Origin of the sequence: Acinetobacter pollinis (assembly GCF_015627175.1) — a bacterium.
Classification (GTDB): domain Bacteria; phylum Pseudomonadota; class Gammaproteobacteria; order Pseudomonadales; family Moraxellaceae; genus Acinetobacter; species Acinetobacter pollinis.
The window spans coordinates 26325-44105 of the sequence record NZ_VTDQ01000004.1; the positions used below are offsets into that span (position 1 = coordinate 26325).

Below are 17781 nucleotides of genomic sequence, written 5' to 3' on the forward strand. Positions count from 1 at the left end.
TTAATAGTATTCATCAATAAGTATATATACCTAAGTCTTAGGTCGGTTTTTTAAATGAAAGTGTTTAATTTCTAGTCTTTTTGACCTGATGGTATAACCTAGTAAGCAAAATAATAAATGAGTACAATAAATCTGTTTAAAGTTAATTTGTAAGCTATTTTTGAACAGTTATACAAATTTTTTTTTTTAAAACAGGCCAGCCAGGAGTTATCCCCGCATGAGTGCCATTACCTCAGACGATTGGGCAATTATTGCCTTCGTAATCGGTGTTACATTCCTTTGCGTCTTCATGCTTACTGTTCCACAGCTTCTTGGTGGAAAGTCGTGGGGACTTGCCAAACAAGAGCAGTTTGAGTCTGGTGTTGTTGGTGCAGGTGGCGCACGTATGCGTTTGTCTGCAAAATTCTATCTCGTTGCTATTTTCTTCGTTATTTTCGATATTGAAGCGCTTTATTTATATGCATGGGCAACCTCTGTTCGTGATGTTGGGTGGTTTGGTTATACAACCGTTGCAATTTTTGTGATTGATCTTTTAATTGGTCTTGCTTATGCGCTTTCGACAGGTGCATTAAACTGGTCACCATCAGATCGTTTTAAAGCTGCAAATAAACAATCCCTCGTTAGTTCTGCGCATATGGATATTGCACAGATCACACGTTTCGATTCTGTTGATGAATTAGTAAGAGATCCAACAGGAAATATACCAGCCCAATCACGTGTAAAAAAGAAAGTCATTACTGACAAGGAGTAATACGGGATGAAGTACACATTAACCCGTGCTAATCCGCAAGCGGATGAATATCCGTTACAAGAAAGACAAATTGTGGATGATCCACTTCAGGATGAAGTGAATAAAAATGTATTCATGACCCGCCTAGAAGATGTTGCCCATAGTGTTGTGAACTGGGGAAGAAAAAACTCAGTTTGGCCATTTAACTTTGGTACTTCTTGTTGTTATGTGGAATATGCAACCACATTGACGGGTGTTCATGACATGTCACGTTTCGGTGCTGAAGTGATTCGTGCATCACCTCGACAAGCAGATTTAATGATTGTTGCAGGGACATGTTTTATGAAAATGGCACCAGTCATTCAACGTTTATATGAACAGATGTTAGAGCCTAAATGGGTTATTTCGATGGGTGCCTGTGCAAATTCAGGTGGCATGTATGACATTTATTCAGTAGTTCAAGGTGTAGATAAAATTATACCTGTAGATGTGTATGTACCAGGATGTCCACCACGTCCAGAAGCACTCATTCAAGCTTTATTATTATTACAAGACCAGATTCAGTTAGAGCGCCGTCCGCTCTCTGCTGTGATTGGTGATGATCTTCAGCCAGTTTATAAGCCAAAGATGATGCCAGAACGTGATCGTAAAAATGCACAGCGCATTGCGGTAAAAAATCTTCGCTCTATGGATGAGATTAAATAATTCTAACGATAAAAAAATAAAGACTCTGGATGAGTCATTTGTCGTTAAGGATCATTAATAATAATTTGTAATAAGGAAGCCAAAACAATGGCTGAAACGGAAATTGCTATGCCAGACGAATCAAGCAAAGTTGATTCACGCCCAGCATTTGCCATCATAGAAGAATTAAAATCCAAATTTGGAGAGAACTTCTATGTGCAACCGACGTTTGAAGATTTTCCAACGATTTGGGTTGAGCGTGCTCAAGTGCAAGACGTTCTTATGTTCTTGCGTACTATTTCACGTCCCTATGTCATGCTGTTCGATTTGTCGGCAGTAGACGAGCGTATGCGTCAACATCGTGAGGGACTCCCTGCCTCAGATTTTACAGTTTTTTATCATTTACTTTCGTTAGAGCGCAATGCAGATATTCGTATTAAAGTTGCTTTAAACGAAACCGATTTGAAATTGCCTACAGCAACAAATATTTGGCCAAATGCCAACTGGTATGAGCGTGAAGCTTATGACATGTTCGGTATACATTTTGATGGTCATCCAATGTTACGTCGTATTTTGTTACCAACTTATTGGGAAGGGCATCCGTTACGTAAAGAATATTCTGCACGTGCAACGGAATACACGCCATATATGCAGAATCAGGCGAAGCAAGATTTTGAACAAGAGCATTTACGTTTTGTCCCAGAAGATTGGGGACTGAAACGTGGCAATGATGATGAAGACTTCATGTTCTTAAACTTGGGGCCAAACCATCCATCTGCGCATGGTGCATTTCGTATTATTTTGCAACTTGACGGTGAAGAAGTAAAAGATTGTGTACCTGACATTGGCTACCATCATCGTGGTGTGGAAAAAATGGCAGAGCGTCAAACATGGCACTCATTTATTCCATATACAGACCGTGTGGACTATTTGGGCGGTTGTGCACAAAATATGCCGTATGTGATGGGTGTGGAGAAACTTGCAGGTATTACTGTGCCTGATCGTGCGCAATGTATTCGTGTCATGATGTCTGAGCTATTTCGCATTAATAACCATCTATTGTTTATTGGTACAGCGATTCAAGATGCAGGGGGAATGACACCTGTATTTTATATGTTTGCCGATCGTCAAAAAATTTATGATGCAATCGAAGCAATTACAGGCTTTCGTATGCATCCTGCATGGTTCCGAATTGGCGGTACAGCACATGACTTGCCAAATAATTGGCAAAAGCTCATTCGTGACATCTTAGATTGGATGCCTAAACGTTTAGATGAGTATTACAAAGCAGCATTACGTAACTCGGTATTTATTGGACGTACCCGCAACGTCGCGCAATATAATGCAAAATCTGCCCTTGCATGGGGTGTAACAGGGACAGGGTTACGCGCAACTGGCATTGACTTTGATGTACGTAAGTACCGTCCATATAGTGGTTATGAGAACTATGACTTCGATGTGCCTGTAGAGTATGAAGGCGATGCTTATGCACGTGTCATGGTGCATTTTCACGAAATCAGAGAGTCATTAAAAATTGTACAACAGTGCTTAGACAATATGCCATCTGGTGCATATAAAGCGGATCATGCACTGGCAGTTCCTCCACCGAAAGATAAAACCTTACAAGATATTGAAACTCTAATTACCCACTTCTTAAGTGTGTCCTGGGGCCCTGTTATGCCTGCGGGCGAGTCTTCTGTGATGGCCGAAGTTGTGAAAGGAGCGAGTAATTATTATCTCACTTCAGATAAAGCAACCATGAGTTATCGCACACGTATTCGTACGCCAACATTCACGCATCTACAGCAAATTCCATCTGTCATTAATGGCAGTCTTGTTTCGGATTTAATCATTTACTTGGCAACCATTGATGTGGTTATGGCTGATGTGGATCGCTAGGGGATAATACAGATGATGATTTTAACTGATCGAAAACCACGTGTGAATGTTGAGGGAATTTTAACGCAAGAAGAAATTCATGAGATTCAACATCATGTTGGGCATTACCCTTATCCACGTGCAGCATCTTTAGATGCACTTAAATGTGTACAACGTCGAAATGGGTGGGTAGATGATGCGCAGCTTAACGCGATTGCACAACTGCTGACTATCAGTACTGCTGACTTAGAAGGTGTAGCAACATTTTATAATCGTATTTACCGCCAACCTGTAGGTAAGCACGTTATTTTACTGTGTGACTCGATTGCTTGCTTTTTAATGGGTGCAGAAACTTTAGCTGAAGCATTTCAGCGTGAACTGGGTATTCAGTTTGGACAAACTACAGCAGACAATCGTTTTACTTTATTGCCAATTTGCTGTTTAGGAAACTGTGACAAAGGGCCAACACTCATGATTGATGAAGACACACATGGGTTAGTAGATGTTGCCTCAGTCAAACAATTGTTGGAGAAGTATGTATGAATACGACACCAAAACCAATTTACGGCGATGGCAATCCTGAAACACATCCTTTAACTTGGCGTTTAAGCCAGCAAGAATATGTTCATTTGCTTGACGACTATGAGCGTCTAGAGGGTTATGCAGGGTTTAAAAAAGCAATTACTATGCAACCTGCAGAAGTATTAGATGTGATTAAAGCTGCGACAGTAAAAGGTCGTGGTGGTGCAGGTTTCCCAGCAGGCATTAAGTGGTCGTTAATGGCACCCAATGATCAGAGTGGGCCACGTTATTTAATTTGCAATGCCGATGAGATGGAACCGGGGACGTTTAAAGACCGTTTGCTCATGGAAAAGCTACCGCATCAACTTATTGAGGGGATGCTTATAGCAGGTTATACGCTTGAAGCAACGCATGGTTATATCTTTATTCGTGGTGAATATATTGAGGCTGCGCAATATCTAAATCATGCACTTGATCAAATTCGTGCCAAGGGGTATTTGGGTGAAAATATCTTAGACACCGGTTGGAATTTTGAGCTTCATGTGCATACAGGCGCAGGGCGTTATATCTGCGGTGAAGAAACTGCGCTTATTAATTCGTTAGAAGGTCGCCGAGCGAACCCACGTACAAAACCACCGTTTCCACAAGTTGCAGGTGCATGGGGTCGTCCAACAATTGTGAATAATGTTGAAACATACAACAACTTGCCTGCAATTTTGCTACGTGGTGCGGAGTGGTATGTTGGCTTATCGGCAGGAAAGTCTAAAGATCCCGGTACAAAAATTTATGGTGCTTCTGGAAAAGTAAATTTTCCGGGACTTTGGGAACTTCCTTTTGGTACAACGGCGCGCGAAGTCATTGAAGAGCATGCAGGTGGTATGCGTGAAGGCTTAACCTTAAAAGCATGGTTGCCGGGTGGTGCTTCAACCGACTTTTTAACGCCTGACCATTTAGATATCCCAATGGATTCAGACAGCATTATGAAAGCAGGCTCGCGTTTAGGCACATGCTTACTCATGGTGTTTGATGAGCAACAATGTATGGTTGCTGCAACACGTAATTTAGAAGAGTTTTTTGCAAGAGAGTCTTGCGGTTGGTGTACGCCTTGTCGTGATGGTTTGCCTTGGAGTGTAAAAGCATTACGTGCAATTGAAGCAGGTGATGGGAAGATGATGGATATTCAGCATCTCCAAGAGCTCACGAAAAAACTATGGATTGGTAAAACGTTCTGTGCCCATGCACCGGGTGCAATGGAACCGTTACAAAGCGCATTAAAATATTGGCGTGGTGAGTTTGAAGCAAAAGTGACGGATCGTCCTGTTGTTCAAACCACACATGCTGAACAAGCTTAAGGAATTCGACTATGGCTACAATACATGTCGATGGAAAACAGTATGAGGTCAATGGGTCAGAGAACCTATTGCAAGCATGTTTATCTTTAGGAATAGACATCCCGTATTTTTGTTGGCATCCATCTTTAGGTTCCGTGGGTTCTTGTCGTCAATGTGCTGTGAAGCAATATGCAAACCCAGAGGATACACGCGGGCGTTTGGTCATGTCATGTATGACACCTGCGTCTGACAATACATTTATTTCAATTGAAGATAAAGAAGCTACCGACTTTCGTGAGTCTGTGGTTGAGTTTTTAATGACAAACCATCCACATGACTGTCCTGTCTGTGAAGAAGGTGGTCACTGTCATTTACAAGATATGACAGTGATGACGGGGCATGATCGCCGTCGTTATCGTTTTACTAAACGTACTCATTACAACCAAGAGTTGGGTTCATTTATTGCACATGAGATGAACCGTTGTATCGCATGTTATCGTTGTGTGCGTTATTACAAAGACTATGCAGGTGGTACAGATTTTGGTGTGTATGCCAATGCATCTCGTGTGTATTTTGGACGTCCTGAGTCAGGTGCGCTTGAAAGTGAGTTTTCAGGTAATTTAACTGAAGTATGTCCAACGGGTGTATTTACCGATAAAACACATTCTGCACGTTATAACCGTAAGTGGGACATGCAGTATGCACCAAGTGTTTGTCATGGTTGCTCATCGGGTTGTAATATTTCTCCGGGCGAACGTTATGGTGAATTACGCCGTATAGAAAATCGTTTCAATGGTGAAGTCAATCAATATTTCCTCTGTGATAAAGGTCGTTTTGGTGCAGGCTATGTCAATTTAGACAGTCGTCCTCGTCAGCCACAATTTAGAAATAAACATGAAGTTTCTAGCATTTCAGTAGATGAAGCGCTTGATGCAGTGATTGCAACGTTGAAAGGTAAAAAAGTACTCGGCATTGGTTCACCGCGTGCGAGCTTAGAGTCTAACTTTACACTGCGTGAATTGGTGGGTACATCATCTTACTCGACAGGAATGAGCCAAAAAGAGCAATCTCTTGTAGAGTTGGCTGTTTCTATTTTACAAAGTGAAGGAATTCATAACCCGAACTTACGTGAAATTGAAAGCTATGATGCAGTTGTCATTTTGGGTGAAGACCTAACACAAACTGCACCACGTATGGCACTTTCGGTACGTCAAGCGGCAAAAAATAAAGCCAAAGAAATGGCTGCAAAAACACGTACACCTGCATGGCTTGCAGAACCTGTTTTGCGTATTGGTCAAGATGAGAAATCTCCAATTTATATTTTGGCAGCAACACAAACACGCCTTGCCGATGTAGCAACGGCTGAAGTTGTCGCATCGCCAAATGATATCGCGCGTTTAGGTTTTGGTATTGCATCTGTGCTAAAAGGTGAGCATGTTGTTGGTCTAGATGATGATGCTAAAGCGTTTGCTGAAAGTATTGCTGATACGCTAAAAATAGCAAAAAAACCGCTTATTATTGCAGGGACAAGTTTACAAGATGCCTCAATTATGGAAGCAGCGGCTGAGCTTGTACAAGCCTTAGGTGATAATGCAGGTTTGAGTTTGGTTGTACCTGAAGTGAACTCGATGGGTGTGGCACTGTTAGATGGTTTAAGTCTCGAACAAGCGCTTAGTCAGTCCTACGATGCATTGGTTATTGTTGAAAATGACTTATATAGACATTTACCAAATGCACAAGTTCAAGCGGCTTTTGAGAAAGCTGAACAAATTATTGTGCTCGATCATAGTGAAACGGCAACACTTCAACAGGCCAATATTGTGCTTTCTGCAGCGAGCTTTGCAGAGGGTGATGGTACGGTTGTTAGTCAAGAAGGGCGTGCACAACGTTTTTATCAAGTCTATGATCCGAGTTACTACAAACCTGAATATGCGATTAAAGAATCTTGGCGTTGGTTGCATGCAATTCAAACGGGATTGCGTGGTCAGTCAGTATCATGGACTGTATTGGATGATGTAATTGAACATATTGTGAAACAAGTGCCAACGCTTGAAGCAATTCAAGATGTTGCACCAAATGCAGGTTATCGTGTTCATGGTTTAAAAGTAGCACGTGAACCAAGACGTTACTCAGGTCGTACTGCTATGCGTGCACCAATTTCGGTACATGAGCCAAAACAGCCTGTAGATTTAGACTCTGCACTTACATTCTCTATGGAAGGTTATGTAGGGCCACAAGATGCATCATCACTTGTGCCATTTGCATGGGCACCGGGTTGGAACTCTCCGCAATCTTGGAATAAATATCAGGATGAAGTGGGTGGCCATCTTAAAGGGGGCGATTCAGGTATTCGACTTTTCGATCTTTTGCCAAAACGTCCTGCACGCCACTATGTAACACCAGTCGCGACCAGTCAACGTACAGACAGCTTCCATCTTATTCCAATGCATCATATTTTTGCATCAGGCGAATTCAGTATTAAAACACCTGCCATGCAGTCACGTATTCCAGAGGCAACGTTTGCCTTGGGTGAGCACGATGCAAAACGGTTAAATATTCAAGATGGACAGCAAGTTACGATTCAAGTCGGTGAAAGCCGTATTTGTTTGCCTGTGCATGTCATTGACTATTTGCCTGAAGGATATATTGGTTATCCAATTGGTCAAGCACCGGCAGTTTCTTGGGCAGAGCCTGTGGCACTTTCGTTGGGAGCACACGCATGAACGAAACTTTACGTGTACTTCCGCAGTGGGCAACAGACTGGCCTGTTGCATACAGTGTCATTCAAGCGATTATTATTTTATTGGTTGTGGTGGTTTGTGCGGCTTTAATGTCGTTTATTGAGCGCCGTTTGCTTGCGTTGTGGCAAGACCGTTATGGGCCAAACCGTGTTGGGCCTTTTGGTTCTCTACAAATTGTGGCAGACATGCTCAAGATTATGTTCAAGGAAGATTGGACACCCAAATTTGTAGATAAATTGACGTTTCGACTCGCACCTGCGGTGGCAATGGCAACAGCTGTTTTATCATTTATGATTATTCCAATCAGTCCTTATTTAGGGGCGGCCGATATGAATATTGGTTTGCTCTTTTTTATGGGCATGGCAGGAATAGCAGTCTATGCAGTACTGTTTGGTGGTTGGTCATCAAACAATAAATATGCACTATTAGGTGCACTGCGCTCATCGGCGCAAACCATCTCTTACGAAGTGTTTTTAGGTATTTCTTTAATGGGTGTGGTTGCGATTGCAGGCTCATTTAATTTAAGAGATATCGTCGAGTCACAGCGCGATATGTGGAACATTATTCCACAGTTCATTGGTTTTATGGTGTTTGTGGTGGCAGGTGTGGCAGTAACGCACCGTCATCCATTTGACCAACCTGAAGCAGAACAAGAGCTTTCCGAAGGCTACCATGTTGAATATGGTGGCATGAAGTGGGGCATGTTCTTCGTTGCCGAATACGTCAATATTATTGTGATATCAGCATTAATTGTGACGCTGTTTTTTGGTGGTTGGTTAGCGCCATTTAATCTTGATATACCGTTTATTCCAGCAGCGTTTTGGTTCATTCTCAAAACAGCATTTTTTGTCATGATGTTTATTCTTGCGCGCGGTTCATTGATGCGCCCACGCTATGACCAAGTCATGAATTTTGGCTGGAAAGTCTGTTTGCCACTTGCACTCGTTAACCTTTTGGTGACAGGTGCTGTCATTCTACTTAGACATTCAGCCTAAAACAGCAGGGAGAGCATTTAATGATTAAAATTCTAGCTGGTGTTGGCTCAATCGTGCGTTCGTTGTGGATGGTGTTTAGCCATGCAACCCGTAAGCGTGACACCATTTTATACCCAGACGTACCTGCAGAAGACATTGTTCCTCCGCGTTATCGTGGTCGTATTGTTTTGACTCGTGACCCCGATGGAGAGGAGCGCTGTGTAGCATGTAACCTCTGTGCGGTGGCATGTCCTGTCGGATGTATTTCATTACAAAAAGCAGAGAAAGAAGATGGACGTTGGTATCCTGAATTTTTCCGAATAAATTTTTCACGTTGTATTTTTTGTGGGATGTGTGAAGAAGCATGTCCAACCACGGCAATTCAGCTCACACCCGATTTCGAATTGGGTGAGTATGTACGCCAAGACTTGGTTTATGAAAAAGAAAATTTACTGATTTCAGGGCCGGGCAAATACCCAGATTATAATTTTTATCGTGTAACAGGAATGGCGGTTGCAGGTAAAGATAAGGGTGAAGCACAAAAAGAATCGAAACCTGTAGATGTACGGAGTTTATTACCATGATTTGGCCATTTTATTTGATGGCTATCGTGGCCATTGTTTCAACCATTCGGGTTGTTACGAATACGAACCCTGTACATGCTTTGCTTTGTCTGATTGTTTCTCTGCTTGCCGTTGCAGGTATTTTCATGACAGTCGGTGCGCCGTTTGCAGGTGCTCTTGAAGTGATCGTGTATGCAGGCGCAATTATGGTGCTTTTTGTCTTTGTGGTGATGATGCTGAATCTTGGACAGCATACCATGGAGCAAGAAAGAAAATGGTTGAGCTCCGATACATGGGCCATTCCTGCGTTAATGAGTTTTTTACTCGGTTTAACATTGGTGTGGATGCTTGGCAGTGATTACAACACAAAAAATGCTGTACTGGGTACAAGTTTAATCAGTGCTCAAGATGTAGGAAAAACACTGTTTACACAATATGTCTTACTGGTAGAAATTGCTGCAATGTTGCTATTGGCTGCATTGGTTGCTGCGTTTCATCTAGGTAAACGTGAACCAACTGAAGAACAGGAGCAAAGTAATGGGTAATATTCCTTTAGAACATGGCCTGATCGTTGCGACTATTCTTTTTGCATTAGGCTTTTATGGCGTGATGGTTCGCCGTAACTTCTTATTCATTTTGATGAGCTTAGAAATCATGATGAATGCTGCTGCTTTGGCCTTTGTTTTGGCAGGCAGTGTGTGGGGACAAGCAGATGGACAAGTCATGTTCATTTTTATACTGACGCTTGCTGCGGCAGAGGCATGTATTGGATTGGCACTTGTGCTTCAGTTCTATCACAGATTCCATCATTTAGATGTGGATGCAGCCAGTGAGATGCGCGGATGAATTTTCTATTTTTAACAGTACTATTTCCGCTCATTGGTTTTATTTTATTGTCCATTGGGCGTGACAAGCTCTCAGAAAATATAGCTGCAATTATTGGTGTAGGTTCAGTTGGTTTATCCGCTTTATTTGCTGCGATTGCGGGCATCAGTTTTGTAGGTAGTGGTCAACCTGTTTTTGTTCAGCATTTATGGACATGGTTCGATGTCAATGGATTTGCACCGGGCATTAACTTGCAGCTTGATGGCTTATCGTTACTTATGATGGGAATGATTACAGGTGTAGGTTTTCTCATTCATATCTTTGCATCATGGTATATGAGAGGCGATGAAGGCTACGCCCGTTTCTTCTCATATTTTAACCTGTTTGTTGCAAGCATGTTGGTATTGGTACTTGCAGATAATTTAGCGCTTTTATTCCTTGGTTGGGAGGGCGTGGGGTTATGCTCGTATCTACTTATTGGTTTTTACTATGCTAACCCTTCTAATGGGTGGGCTGCCATTAAAGCATTTACCGTAACACGTGTCGGTGATGTGTTTTTATTAATCGCACTCTTTTTGTTGTATCAACAATTTGGCACATTGCATATTCAAACGATTGTAACGCATGCGTATGAAGTGTTTGCAGGTCAGCATAATTTAGCTTTTTGGACAGCACTCATGTTGTTCTTAGGTGCTGCAGGTAAATCTGCACAAATTCCACTGCAAACATGGCTTGCAGATGCAATGGCAGGGCCAACGCCAGTTTCGGCGTTAATTCACGCTGCAACAATGGTAACAGCAGGGGTTTATCTCACTTGCCGTACACATACAGTATTTGAAATGGCACCTGAAGTGTTGCAGTTTATTTCTGTGACAGGTGCAGTCACTTTATTGGTTGCGGGCTTTGCTGCACTGGTACAAACAGACATTAAACGTATTTTGGCCTATTCGACCATGAGTCAGTTGGGCTATATGTTTATGGCTGTGGGTGCAGAAGCATATCAAGCAGGTTTATTTCATATGCTTGCCCATGCGTTCTTTAAAGCATTGTTATTCTTATCTTCAGGTGCGGTCATTTTAGCTTGTCACCACGAGCAAAACATTTTTAAAATGGGTGGTTTGTGGAAGAAGATTCCATTTGTATTTGCATGTTTTGTAATTGGTGGCGGTGCACTTGCTGCAATTCCATTTATTACGGTTGGTTTCTTCTCTAAAGATGCCATTTTAGGTGCAGTGTATGCACATGGTATGTTAAGCAATTTGCCTTTATACAATACATTGTATTGGGTAGGTGTTGCAGGTGCATTCTTAACCTCCATTTATACGTTCCGTCTAATTTGGATTGTATTTTTTGGCAAAGAAAAAACCCATGCACATGCAATCCAAGGTGTGACATATTGGGCGCCGTTATCTATTTTATTTGTACTGTCTACGTTTGTTGGTGGCTTTTTAAAAACACCTGTTGCAAATCTATTAACGTCTGCAAGTATTCCTCAATTTTTAATGCCAGAACAGGTTGAAAGCGCTGTTCAGTCTGCTGAGCACACCGCTGTGATTATTGCCTTAATTGGCTTGGCAGTGGGTGTCGGTTTATTTGTATTTGCGTATGGTGCTGTCAAATCATTTGCTAAAACTTGGTTCGGTGCAGGTCTTGTACATATCTTAGAAAATGCATTTGGTTTCGATGCGTTATACAACATTGTATTTGTGAAGCCATATTTGTTATTCGCCAAACTATTTGGACATGACCCAATTGATCGTTTATGGCTCGTGTTGCCTGCAATTGTAAAAGCAGGGAGTGGTTTTACAAGTTCACGTCAAACAGGATCGTTGCGTGAATATGCATCTAGTATGTCATTCGGTGTGGTCGTTTTATTAATGATCTTAATTGCCGTACAGATTGTGGGGAAATAAAATGGAAAACAATTTAATTTTACCCGCACTAATTCTTGTACCTTTTGTAGCAGGTTTTTTGTGTTGGTGTGTCGATAAGGTCGATCAGCATCTACCACGTTGGATTGCTATGATTGGGATGGTACTTACTTTTGTATTGACGTTATTGTTATGGAGTCAAGGCAATTACCATTTTCAATTGGGTTCAGTACAGCCTACCTTTGCTTCTGAATTTCAACTTCCATGGATTACCAGTCTAGGTATTAGTATTCATTTGGCTGTCGATGGCTTATCTTTAATGATGGTTGGATTGACTGCACTGTTAGGTATTTTGGCTGTCGGATGTTCTTGGGGGGAAATTCAAAAGAATGTAGGATTCTTTCACTTAAATCTGTTATGGAGTTTAGGTGGGGTAATAGGTGTATTTCTTGCCATCGACCTATTCTTATTTTTCTTCTTTTGGGAAATGATGCTTGTTCCAATTTATTTCCTCATTGCATTATGGGGACATAAAGGAGAGAAAGGGAAGTCACGTGTATATGCTGCAACAAAGTTCTTTATTTATACCCAAGTTTGCGGACTCATTATGCTTATTGGGATTTTAGGGCTTGTTGTTTGGGGTTATATCTTAACCAATGGCATGGTGAGTTTCGATTATAGTTTCCTCATGCAAGTTGCACATAACATACCACCAGAGTTCGCTTTTGGTTTTATGTTGTGTCTATTTATTGGCTTTGCTGTGAAACTACCAGTATTTCCTTTACATGGTTGGTTGCCTGATGCTCATGCTCAAGCACCAACGGCAGGTTCTGTAGATTTGGCCGGTATTCTCATTAAAACCGCAGCGTATGGTCTTTTACGCTTCGTTATTCCATTTTTTCCAACAGCATCGGCACAATTTGCCGATACCGCAATTGTATTTGGTTTAATTGGTGTTTTTTACGGTGCATGGTGTGCTTACCAACAAACCGATATGAAACGTTTGTTGGCATACACCTCAATCTCACACATGGGCTTTGTTATTCTTGCAGTCTATGCAGGAAGTGTTTTAAGTTATCAAGGTCTTATGATCATGATGTTGGCACATGGTTTATCGTCTGCGGCACTATTTATTATGTGTGGTCAAATTTACGAACGTCTACACACACGTGATTTACGTTTGATGGGCGGTATGCGCGGTCAATTCCGTTATTTACCATTCTTCCTCATGTTCTTTGTGGCTGCATTGGTTGGTATTCCAGGATTAGGTAACTTTATTGGTGAGTTCCTTATTCTCATGGGTGCTTATGCAAAGTTTCCAAAGTTTACGATTATTGCAGCAGTCAGCCTTGTCTTTGCGGGCTTATATGGTCTGATTCTTATTCATAAAACTTTATTCGGTAAACCGAATGAAGCACAGCAAAAACATTATCCTCATCCACTGAAAGATTTAAGTGTACGCGAGATAAGCTTACTCATGATTTGTGTGGTTGGATTAGTATGGTTGGGATTATTTCCACAAACATTCTTAGATATTTCAAACTCTACAATGCATTGGTTAGCCAATAGTTATATTCCTGTGCACAACAGCGTTGAAGTCATGCAACAGGCAGCGACCCAACTTGACCATGTGGAGGTCCAATAATGAATTACTCTGCATTTATGCCACTTGTGCCTGTATTTATTGTTGCAATAACTTCTGGGATTGTCATGGTCATTACGGCCATTAAACGTAACCATCACTTAATTGCAACAGTGTCGGTCATTGGTTTGAATTTGGCTGGACTCTCTATCTTAATGACGATGTTTGGTGGTGGTTTTAAACCAGCAGACATTATGGGTATGTTTGTTGTCGATCCATTTACGATGCTGTATCAATTACTTATTCTAATTGCAGCATTGGCATGTTGTACGCTATCTCACGCATACATTGAAGGTTATAACAATAATAAAGAAGAGCTTTATATGCTCATGTTGTTATCTGTGATTGGTGCAATGCTTATGGTTGCCAGCAGTCACTATGCATCATTCTTTATTAGTCTAGAGCTGATGTCTGTGCCTATTTATGGGTTGGTTGCATATACACATGAGCGTGAAAAATCACTTGAATCTGGAATTAAGTATTTAATTTTATCTGCAACTGCATCTGCAATGTTACTTATGGGTATGGCATATATTTATGCCTATACAGGAACATTATCTTTCTATAATGGGTTTCAGCAGTTACTACATTTAATTCAGGCAGGTAATCCAATGGTCATTCTTGGCATTGGCCTGATTATTTTTGCTGTTTCATTTAAGTTGTCTTTAGCGCCGTTTCATAAATGGACGCCTGATGTGTATCAAGGTGCACCTGCACCACTTGCTACATTTTTGGCAACCGTGGCTAAAGTAGGTACGATTGGTTTATTAATTAGATATTTATTGGCATCGGGTGCAATGATTGCATCAATTACCTTTATTTTATCAATTATTGCTGTACTTTCAATTTTAGCAGGGAATTTGCTTGCAGTACGTCAGTCTAATTTAAAGCGAATTTTGGCGTATTCATCGATTGCTCACTTTGGTTATTTATTGGTGGCATTTGTCAGCAAGAATTACTTTAGTTTAGACAGTCTAAATATGTATATGATTACTTATATACTGACCACCATTGGTGCTTTTGGTGTGGTCACACTTATGTCTAGTCCATATAGAGAAATGGGTGAGGCTGAAGGGTTATCTGCATATACAGGCCTCTTTTGGCGTCGACCAATTCTGACAGCAACACTTACAGTGATGATGTTGTCGTTGGCAGGTATTCCATTAACTGCGGGCTTTATTGGTAAGTTTATGCTTATTAAAGCGACCGTAGATGCAGGGCACTGGTTCTTAGCTGCCATGATTATTTTAGGTAGTGGTATCGGGTTATATTATTATTTACGTGTAACCGTTGTTATGTATATGACACCACCGAAACTGGTCAAAATTGATGCAGCACAACATTGGGGGCAAAAAGCAGGTGGGATTATGGTATTACTTTGTGCAATTTTAGTTCTGCTCATTGGTGTGTATCCAGATCCTGTTTTGAAAATCTCAACAGCATCTCAAATTTTAGCACCTATTCAAACGGTATTATTTAATCATTAATACGATTATTTAATCACTTAAAAGCTCTCAGTGATGAGGGCTTTTTTATTTCTACTGAAAACTCGTTATACTATGTCTAATTTGAGCTATTTTTAGGGTGTTCCTCGTGCCAATCCAAGAAATTCGTCATCCACTGATTCGACATAAAATTGGCTTGTTACGCCGTGCAAATATCAGTACGAAAAACTTTCGTGAACTTTCACAAGAAGTCACCATGTTGCTGACATATGAAGCAACACAAGATTTACTTGTGGTTGATCAGGAAATTGATGGTTGGGCAGGAAAAGTAACGACTCAGCGTATTGCAGGCAAAAAAATCACCGTTGTTCCAATTCTACGTGCAGGCATTGGTATGTTGGACGGTTTCTTAAACCTTATTCCGAGTGCAAAAGTGAGTGTACTTGGTTTAGAGCGTGATGAAGAAACACTAGAAGTACGTACTTACTATAAAAAGCTCGTACCAGATGTGGCAAGTCGTATTGCTATGATTATTGATCCAATGCTAGCAACAGGAAACTCACTAATTGCTGCCATTGATGTCTTAAAAGAAAGTGGTTGTAAAGATATTCGAGTGATGGTGCTTGTTGCTGCACCTGAAGGTATTGCAAAAGTTGAAGCACATCACCCAGATGTACGTATTTTTACTGCTTCTGTAGATCAAGGTTTAAATGAGCAAGGTTATATTGTTCCGGGTCTTGGCGATGCAGGCGATAAGATTTTTGGTAGTGTTCAAAAAGACTAGGTATACGCGTTGAGCAAATAAAAAAGGCACTTATTGTGCCTTTTTATTTACATTTCCAAAAAGCTTTGCGCCTCACAAAACTTCTTAAATGCTTTGAGTCCTGGACCCTGATATTTATGATGGTGAATGAGCATATATAGAGGACGCTTCAGCTCCCAAAATGGGGTGCTTAGTTCGACCAATTGTCCAGTTTTTAACATGGGTTTGAGGGCAAGCTTAGAAATACAAGATAAACCTAAGCCACCTGCAATAATTTTTAAAATGGCTTCATTGTGTCCAAGCGTTAAACGAATATTTGCACTGTTTAAATCTTTTAAAATAGCTGTATTAAAAACATCGCGCGTTCCTGAACCTTCTTCACGCAAAATCCACTCAATATTTTCAAAATCTTTAATGGTCAGTGGACGATCTAATTGTGCAAGTGGATGGTCAGGAGAACAGCATACAGACAATTCATCATCACGCCAATGAATGGTATGTAGTTGTGGAAGATGGCATGCGCCTTCAATAAGTGCAAGATCGAGTTGAAACTGACTGACTGCTTCAATCATTTGTCGGGTATTACCAACTTGAAGTTGTAAGTGAGCTTGAGGATGCTGACCTAGGAAACCTGCCATGAGATCTGGCATAAGATAGTCGCTAATGGTGAGTGTTGCACCTAAACGAAGATCTATACTTTGTAGCTCACCTTTTGCAATCTGTTCAAAAGATTCACAACGGCCAAGAATTTCTAAGGCTTGAGGGAGTAAAAATCTTCCCAAATCATTGAGTTGTAGTCTTTTTCCAAGACGGTCGAATAGTGGTGCGCCTAGACCGTCTTCTAGGTCAGCTAATGCCATACTTGCCGCACTTTGTGTCAATTTCACCGCATCACTTGCTTTAGTGACAGTTCCTTCTTGAGCTACGGCTACAAATACAGCCAATTGGCGTAAGGTCATGCGCATGGGTTGAAGCCTTAATTGTAAAAATATCAAAATTTCTAGGGTCATGCTAACATGGAGCTACATTTTCATGCACCTTGAAAACATGACTTCTGAAAAATTTAGTATCGAAAAAGTTTTATCTGTACATCGCTGGGCAACCAATTTGTTTAGTTTTACCATGACGCGACCTGCTCATTTTAAATTTACAGCTGGGCAATTTGCACGTATTGGTATTGAAGTTGATGGCGACTTGGTTGTTCGAGCTTACTCAATTGTATCATCTCCTTACGATGAAACTTTGGAGTTTTTTTCAATAGTTGTTCCAGATGGCGCCTTCACTTTGCATTTGAAAGATTTGCAAGTGAATGATGATTTATATTTAGAAAAAATTCCGTATGGTTTTCTAACTTTGGCACGTTATCAAACGCCTGCACCGCAGGACTTATGGTTACTCGGTACAGGTACAGGACTTGCACCATTTTTATCGATGTTACAAGAGTTTGAAACTTGGCAAAATTACACAAATATTTATCTCGTTTATAGTGTACGTACACAAGATGAATTGGCATATGTAGAAAAAATTAAAGCAACGGCTGAAACCTTTGGCGAAGGGCATCAAGGCTTTAAATTCATTCCAATTATTACGCGAGATGAGTCGGCAGAGTTGCACCACCGATTGCCTATTCTTATTGAAAATGGTCAATTAGAAAAAGTAGCAGGACGTAGTTTTGATGCATCATCAAGCCATATTATGCTATGTGGTAATCCTCAAATGGTAGAGGACACCAAGGAGGCACTAAAATCGCGTGGTTTAACCATGAATCGCCGTGGTGTGGGGAATATTGCTGTTGAAAATTATTGGTAAATA

General features: G+C 41.0%; 16 protein-coding genes. 15 read left to right on the forward strand and 1 reads right to left on the reverse strand.

The genetic code is table 11. The features are described from left to right. Positions 1–217 precede the first annotated feature (217 nt). The 14 genes from ndhC to upp all read left to right on the forward strand — a co-directional run bounded on the left by ndhC (position 218) and on the right by upp (position 15990). Positions 218–751: an NADH-quinone oxidoreductase subunit A gene (gene ndhC, locus I2F23_RS02780; RefSeq protein ID WP_195771051.1), complete on the forward strand. Its 534-nt coding sequence runs from the start codon at positions 218–220 to the stop codon at positions 749–751. A 6-nt stretch (positions 752–757) separates the two neighbouring features. Next, the gene (locus I2F23_RS02785) at positions 758–1435 is read left to right on the forward strand and encodes a NuoB/complex I 20 kDa subunit family protein (protein WP_195771052.1); all 678 of its coding nucleotides are present in this window, start codon (positions 758–760) and stop codon (positions 1433–1435) included. An 87-nt stretch (positions 1436–1522) separates the two neighbouring features. After that, positions 1523–3313, forward strand: a complete 1791-nt coding sequence (gene nuoC, locus I2F23_RS02790; RefSeq protein WP_195771053.1) for an NADH-quinone oxidoreductase subunit C/D — start codon at positions 1523–1525, stop codon at positions 3311–3313. Positions 3314–3325: 12 nt separating this feature from the next. Further along, a complete protein-coding gene (gene nuoE, locus I2F23_RS02795) occupies positions 3326–3835 on the forward strand; it encodes an NADH-quinone oxidoreductase subunit NuoE (RefSeq protein WP_023272731.1) in 510 nt (169 codons plus the stop codon). Continuing rightward, positions 3832–5166 (forward strand): NADH-quinone oxidoreductase subunit NuoF, encoded by a 1335-nt coding sequence (gene nuoF, locus I2F23_RS02800; protein ID WP_195771054.1) that lies wholly within the window; start codon positions 3832–3834, stop codon positions 5164–5166. The genes nuoE and nuoF overlap by 4 nt, the downstream gene beginning before the upstream one ends. A gap of 11 nt (positions 5167–5177) precedes the next feature. Next, a complete protein-coding gene (nuoG, locus tag I2F23_RS02805; protein WP_195771055.1) occupies positions 5178–7868 on the forward strand; it encodes an NADH-quinone oxidoreductase subunit NuoG in 2691 nt (896 codons plus the stop codon). Beyond that, complete coding sequence (nuoH, locus tag I2F23_RS02810) at positions 7865–8881, forward strand: NADH-quinone oxidoreductase subunit NuoH (protein WP_195771056.1); 1017 nt, start codon at positions 7865–7867, stop codon at positions 8879–8881. The genes nuoG and nuoH overlap by 4 nt, the downstream gene beginning before the upstream one ends. 20 nt (positions 8882–8901) lie before the next feature. After that, positions 8902–9444 (forward strand): NADH-quinone oxidoreductase subunit NuoI, encoded by a 543-nt coding sequence (gene nuoI / locus I2F23_RS02815; protein ID WP_023272727.1) that lies wholly within the window; start codon positions 8902–8904, stop codon positions 9442–9444. After that, positions 9441–9968, forward strand: coding sequence for an NADH-quinone oxidoreductase subunit J (gene nuoJ / locus I2F23_RS02820; protein ID WP_213014642.1), 528 nt, complete (start codon positions 9441–9443; stop codon positions 9966–9968). The genes nuoI and nuoJ overlap by 4 nt, the downstream gene beginning before the upstream one ends. Beyond that, the gene (gene nuoK / locus I2F23_RS02825) at positions 9961–10269 is read left to right on the forward strand and encodes an NADH-quinone oxidoreductase subunit NuoK (RefSeq protein WP_195771057.1); all 309 of its coding nucleotides are present in this window, start codon (positions 9961–9963) and stop codon (positions 10267–10269) included. Before nuoJ ends, nuoK begins: the two co-directional genes overlap by 8 nt. After that, complete coding sequence (gene nuoL / locus I2F23_RS02830) at positions 10266–12161, forward strand: NADH-quinone oxidoreductase subunit L (RefSeq protein ID WP_195771058.1); 1896 nt, start codon at positions 10266–10268, stop codon at positions 12159–12161. Before nuoK ends, nuoL begins: the two co-directional genes overlap by 4 nt. 1 nt (position 12162) lies before the next feature. Next, positions 12163–13764, forward strand: a complete 1602-nt coding sequence (gene nuoM / locus I2F23_RS02835) for an NADH-quinone oxidoreductase subunit M (RefSeq protein ID WP_195771059.1) — start codon at positions 12163–12165, stop codon at positions 13762–13764. Then, complete coding sequence (gene nuoN, locus I2F23_RS02840; RefSeq protein ID WP_195771060.1) at positions 13764–15248, forward strand: NADH-quinone oxidoreductase subunit NuoN; 1485 nt, start codon at positions 13764–13766, stop codon at positions 15246–15248. The genes nuoM and nuoN overlap by 1 nt, the downstream gene beginning before the upstream one ends. A gap of 106 nt (positions 15249–15354) precedes the next feature. Then, positions 15355–15990: a uracil phosphoribosyltransferase gene (upp, locus tag I2F23_RS02845; RefSeq protein WP_195771061.1), complete on the forward strand. Its 636-nt coding sequence runs from the start codon at positions 15355–15357 to the stop codon at positions 15988–15990. A gap of 47 nt (positions 15991–16037) precedes the next feature. Here the strand turns inward: upp and gigC are convergent, their stop codons facing one another. Beyond that, on the reverse strand, positions 16038–16934 hold the full coding sequence (gigC, locus tag I2F23_RS02850; protein ID WP_195771062.1) for a LysR family transcriptional regulator GigC: 897 nt from the start codon (positions 16932–16934) through the stop codon (positions 16038–16040). 82 nt (positions 16935–17016) lie between these two features. Between gigC and I2F23_RS02855 the strand changes: the two genes are divergently transcribed. Continuing rightward, positions 17017–17778, forward strand: a complete 762-nt coding sequence (locus I2F23_RS02855) for a ferredoxin--NADP reductase (protein ID WP_195771173.1) — start codon at positions 17017–17019, stop codon at positions 17776–17778. Positions 17779–17781: the final 3 nt, after the last annotated feature.